Origin of the sequence: Kineosporia sp. A_224 (assembly GCF_002198655.1) — a bacterium.
Lineage (GTDB): Bacteria > Actinomycetota > Actinomycetes > Actinomycetales > Kineosporiaceae > R-H-3.
This window is the reverse complement of record NZ_MWLN01000015.1, coordinates 1-4,523: the sequence shown is the minus strand read 5'-3', so window position 1 is coordinate 4,523 and position 4,523 is coordinate 1. Positions and strand designations below refer to the sequence as shown.

Annotated in this window: 4 protein-coding genes; all 4 read left to right on the top strand. The window is 73.5% G+C overall.

What is annotated here, in order from left to right:
• Positions 1-68: 68 nt before the first annotated feature.
• On the top strand, positions 69-1,451 hold the full coding sequence (locus tag EDJALFJO_RS00305) for a glutamine synthetase family protein (protein ID WP_088281054.1): 1,383 nt from the start codon (positions 69-71) through the stop codon (positions 1,449-1,451).
• A complete protein-coding gene (locus tag EDJALFJO_RS00300; protein ID WP_088281052.1) occupies positions 1,448-2,161 on the top strand; it encodes an ABC transporter substrate-binding protein in 714 nt (237 codons plus the stop codon). Before EDJALFJO_RS00305 ends, EDJALFJO_RS00300 begins: the two co-directional genes overlap by 4 nt.
• Before the next feature lie 38 nt (positions 2,162-2,199).
• The gene (locus EDJALFJO_RS00295) at positions 2,200-3,720 is read left to right on the top strand and encodes an aldehyde dehydrogenase (RefSeq protein WP_088281050.1); all 1,521 of its coding nucleotides are present in this window, start codon (positions 2,200-2,202) and stop codon (positions 3,718-3,720) included.
• On the top strand, positions 3,717-4,523 hold an 807-nt coding region (locus EDJALFJO_RS00290; RefSeq protein WP_143448197.1), incomplete at its 3' end, for a gamma-glutamyl-gamma-aminobutyrate hydrolase family protein. The genes EDJALFJO_RS00295 and EDJALFJO_RS00290, both read left to right, overlap by 4 nt.

The following is a 4,523-nucleotide window of genomic DNA, read 5'->3' as shown; positions in this document are numbered from 1 at the left end:
GTGGACGACGGGACGCCGTCCCGCCGTCCCGTCGTCCCGTCGTCCACCCGTCGCCCGAGAGGAACCCCATGACGAACACCCCGCTCGACGCCCATCGCGAGGCCAACGCCGACGCGGCCCGGGTCGAGGAGATCGCCCGGACGATCGAGAGCTCCGGCGTCGAGTTCGTCTACTACCAGGGCGTGACGATCACCGGTCGCGTCATCGGCAAGGTGGTCCCCGCCAAGCACCTGCGGCGCAACCTCGACCGCGGGGTGAACCTGCACCGCACCGCGATCTCGGACCTGCAGTCCGACCGCGCCGGCAGCCTGCTCGGCGGTGGCGTGCACGCGGCGGAGTTCACCGCGATGCCGGACCTGGACACGTTCGCCGTCCTGCCGTGGGACGGCACCGTGGCCCGGTTCTTCACGCAGATCTACGAGCCCGACCACCTGCCCGAGGTCGGTGGCCGCCGGCTCGCCACGGACAGCCGCGGCGTCCTCAAGAAGGTGCACGCCGAGTTCACCGCGCGCACGGGCCTGGTCATGCGGTCGGGCTGCGAGCCGGAGATGACGTGGAAGGGCCCGGGCCTCGACGTACGGTTCGCGGCCGGCTCGTCCCCGGCGTACCACCTCGAGAACCTCGAGATCATGCGGCCGGTGTACCAGCGGGTCATCCGTTACGCGCAGGCGCTCGGCCTCGACATGATCGAGGGCGACTACGAGGACCCGGGCCAGCTCGAGCTGAACTGGATGTACGACCACGCCGACCTCACCGCCGACCGGCTCGTCGTCTACCGCCAGGTCTGCCGCCAGGTCGCCCGAGAGCTCGGTCTCGTCGCGAGCTTCATGCCCAAGCCGGCCACCGGGATGATGGGCAACGGCTGCCACCACAACGTGAGCTTCTGGCGCGGTGACCGGAACATCCTCGCCGAGCCCGGCCGCACCGAGCTGCACCTCACGGACGAGGGACGGCACGCCCTCGGCGGCATCCTCGCCCACGCCGCGGGGTCGATGCTCCTCAACGGCTCGACGGTCAACTCCTACAAGCGGTACTGGGACGCCGGCCAGTTCGCGCCGTCCCAGATCAACTGGGGCATGGACAACAAGACGTGCACGGTGCGGCTGTCCGCGAACGGCCGGCTCGAGTACAAGCTCCCCGACGCGAGCGTCAACCCGTACCTGTCGCACGCCGCGATCATCGCCGCCGCCGCGGACGGGCTCGACCACCGGCTCGATCCGGGACCGCCCCAGGTCGGCAGCAGCTACGAGGGCGACTCCGACCGCTTCGCCCCGCTGCCGCTCACGCTCGCCGCCGCGATCGAGGCCTTCCAGAAGGACGACGTCGTGCGCGGTGCGCTCGGCGAGGACCTGTCCGACCTGCTCGTCGAGGTGAAGTCCGACGAGTGGGCGCGGTTCTGCGCCACCGTCACCGACTGGGAGATCGAGCGCTACGAGCAGGCGATCCCGTGAGCGCGCAGGACGCGGTGCTCCGGCTGGCCTGCCTCGACGCCGAGGCGCCCCCGCTGTTCCACAAGAGCCCCGACGGCGTGACCCGGGAGGGCTACGAGCCCGCCGCGGCCGCGGTGGTCGCCGCGGCGATGGGCCGCCGGGTGGAGTGGGCCATGGTGCCGTGGAACGACATGATCCCGTCGGTGCAGCGGCACGAGGCGGACGCCGTCTGGTGCGGCCAGAGCATCATCCCCTCGCGGGCCGAGCAGGTGGACTTCACCCGGCCCTACGGCGTCTTCAACGAGGCCCTGCTCGTCCGCAAGGGCAGCGGGATCACCGCACCCGGGGCGCTCGCCGGGCTGCGCGTCGGTGCGATCGCGGGCAGCACGAACATGGCGCTCGCGCAGACCTTCCCGGGCGCGGTCACGGTGCCGTTCGGCGGGGAGTCGGACGACGTGTTCGGCGAGATGCTCGCGGCGCTCGAGTCCGGCGCGGTGGACGGCGTCGTCGACGACGACCTCGTCTTCGTCCCGCTCGGCGACGACCCGCGGTTCGAGGTCGCCTTCACGGTGCGGACGCAGAACCGCTGGGGCGTCGGGGTCGCCAAGGACCGCCCCGAGCTCCGGGAGGCGATCGACGCGGCGTTGGCTACCGTCATCGGGGACGGACGCCTCGAGGCCGTCTGGCGGCAGTGGCTGCCGGGCCTCGACTATCCGTTCGGGTCCGAATAATCTCTGGCGGAGCCGTCCACCGAGGTCTGGAGCAGCGCATGTCCACCGTCGCGAGCACCCCTGCCGGCACCATCTCCCGCACGCCGTCCGACGAGGTGGCCGCGGGTCTGCCGGTCCGCACCGACCTGTGGGTCGACGGCGGCTTCCGGCCGGCCGTCTCCGGCCGGCGGTTCGACCGGGTCGCCCCGCGCGACGGCCGCGTCGTGGCGGCCGTCGCGGAGGGTGACGTCGCCGACGTCGACCTGGCCGTCGCGGCCGCCCGCCGTGCGTTCGAGGACGGCCGCTGGTGCGACCTGCACCCGCGCGAGCGCCGGGCCACGCTGCTGCGTCTGGCCGACCTCGTCGAACGGGACGCCGACGACCTGGCCCGGCTGGAGAGCCTGGACGTCGGCAAGCCGGTCTCGCACGCCAAGGCGGTCGACATCCGGGTGACGCTCCAGACGCTGCGGTTCTACGCCGAGGCGGCGGACAAGAGCTACGACGCCGTCGCCCCGACCGGTCCGGCGGTGCACGCGACGATCACCCGGGAGCCGCTCGGTGTGGTCGGGGCCGTCGTCCCGTGGAACTTCCCCCTCATGATGGCGGTCTGGAAGATCGCCCCGGCGCTCGCGGTCGGCAACAGCATGGTCGTCAAGCCCGCCGAGCAGTCCCCGCTGACGCTGCTGCGCTTCGCCGAGCTCGCGGCCGAGGCGGGCCTGCCGGACGGCGTCCTCAACGTCGTCCCCGGGTTCGGCCCGACCGCGGGCGCCGCGCTCGGCCGGCACATGGACGTGGACGCGCTGACCTTCACCGGGTCGGGCCAGGTCGGCCGGCTGTTCCTCAACTACGCCGCCGAGTCGAACATCAAGGAGGTCTCGCTCGAGCTCGGCGGCAAGAGCCCGCAGCTCGTGCTCGCCGACGCCCCGGACACCGCCGCCGTCGCGAAGGCGGTCGCGGTCGGTGTCTTCTTCAACCAGGGCGAGGTGTGCTCGGCGGGCTCGCGCCTCGTCGTCCACCGCTCCCGCAAGGACGAGCTCGTCGAGGCGGTCGTCGCCGCCTCGCAGCGGCTGCGCCTCGGGGACCCGTTGGACCCCAAGACGTTCGTCGGTGCGCTCGTCGAGGCCGAGCACCTCGAGCGGGTCCTCGGCCACATCGGCGCGGCCCACGAGGACGGCGCCCGGCTGCTCACCGGCGGCGGGCAGGTGCTCGCCGAGACCGGCGGGTACTACGTCGAGCCGACGGTCTTCGACGACGTCGCGGCCGGGTCGCGGCTGGCGCAGCAGGAGGTCTTCGGGCCGGTGCTCGCCGTCCAGACCTTCGACGACCTGGACGAGGGCATCGCGCTCGCCAACGGCACCGACTACGGGCTCGGCGCCTCGGTCTGGACGAAGGACTTGTCGTCCGCGCACCGGGTCTCGCGCCGGCTGCGGGCGGGCACGGTCTGGGTGAACTGCTACGACGAGAGCGACATCACCGTGCCGTTCGGCGGCTACGGGCAGTCCGGCTTCGGCGGCCACGACAAGGGCCTGGCCGCGATGGACAAGTACACGCACACGAAGACGACGTGGATGGCCCTGTGACGGCGGCCCCTCCCGGTACGGCGACCGGTGCGGCGGTCATCCACGCGCACGAGGTGGTCCCCGCGGACCCGGGGCCGCGGATCGGGCCGCGCGTCGACGTCCTGGTGTCGCTGAACTTCCCCGACCTCACCGAGCACGTCGCGCAGATCGTCCGCCGGTTCACCCGGGTCGCGCTCACGGGGTGCGCGCGGCTCGGGCTCGACTGGCGGCTCGTCGACACCTCGGCCGACCTGCCGCCGGTCGCCGAGGTCCTCGCCGCCGACGGGCTCCTGCTCCTCGGGGGCGGTGACGTCGACTCCGAGCTGTACGGCGTCCCCGGCCCGGTGCCGCACGAGTTCGGCGTCGACCCGGCCGCGGACCTGTTCTGCATGGAGGCGATCCGCGGCGCGGTCGACGCCGGGGTCCCGGTGCTCGCGGTGTGCCGCGGCGCGCAGCTGCTCAACGTCGCGTTCGGCGGCACGCTCGTGCCCGACCTCGACCCCTCGCACCTGCACCGCGGCGACTACGCGACCGGGTTGTTCGTCGACGAGCACGTGACCGTCGACGAGGGCACCCGGCTCGCCGCGGTGCTCGGCCGCCGGGAGTGGACCGTCCGCTCCGGTCACCACCAGGCGGTCGCGGCCGTCGCCCCCGCCCTGCGCCGGGCGGCGGTCGCCGCCGACGGTGTCGTCGAGGGCGTCGAGCACCCGGACGCGTGGGCGGTCGGCGTCCAGTGGCACCCCGAGGACGACGAGGGCCCTGCCGCGGCCCGCGACCTGCTCTGGTCCGCCCTCGCCGAGGCCGCCGCCGCCCGGGCCCGCCCC